At 33.0% G+C, this 558-nt stretch carries 1 protein-coding gene; it reads right to left on the bottom strand.

Annotated elements, in window-relative coordinates; translation table 11 throughout:
• Positions 1–193 precede the first annotated feature (193 nt).
• Positions 194–558 (bottom strand): AMP-binding enzyme (locus tag ABN217_RS20040; RefSeq protein ID WP_502935146.1); only part of this gene is annotated, 365 nt, incomplete at its 5' end.

Raw genomic sequence — 558 nt, forward strand, 5'->3', positions numbered from 1 at the left:
GTATCAAATCCTACGGTCTTTTTTTTATCATTTATATTCATAATATAATAACCTTCTTTAATAATTAACTGAAAGTCTTATTTTACAAATTAAAATAAAATAATATTTTAAAAAAAATACAAATATAAGAAGATGGATTTATTAGCAAAATAAATAATATTAACTGCGAACTATAGTAAGTTAGGGTAATTTCTTACCCTAATTGTGTTTGTACCCACACTTGCACTTGCTTACGGGAAATTTTAATTCCGCCATTTTTAAGGCTTTCAGGGAGTTGTAAACAAGCAACGGGTCGTTGAAATCCCGCTAATCGAGAGTGATACCACTGTGGTAATTGGTTGATTATTTCAATACTAGCATCGACAACAGCAACAGGGCGTTGCCCAAATTCAGCATCATCAATAGGGACAACAAAAGACTGGCTAACATTGGGATGTGTTTTAAGAATTTTTTCTATATCTTCTGGTTGAATACCTTCACCAGCACTGAAAAAAAGATTGTCTAAACGCCCTAAAACACACCATTCATCGGCGATAAAACCGCCTTTATCTCGTGTTG

Origin of the sequence: Proteus sp. fly-1067 (genome assembly GCF_040139345.1) — a bacterium.
In the GTDB taxonomy this organism is placed as follows: domain Bacteria; phylum Pseudomonadota; class Gammaproteobacteria; order Enterobacterales; family Enterobacteriaceae; genus Proteus; species Proteus vulgaris_B.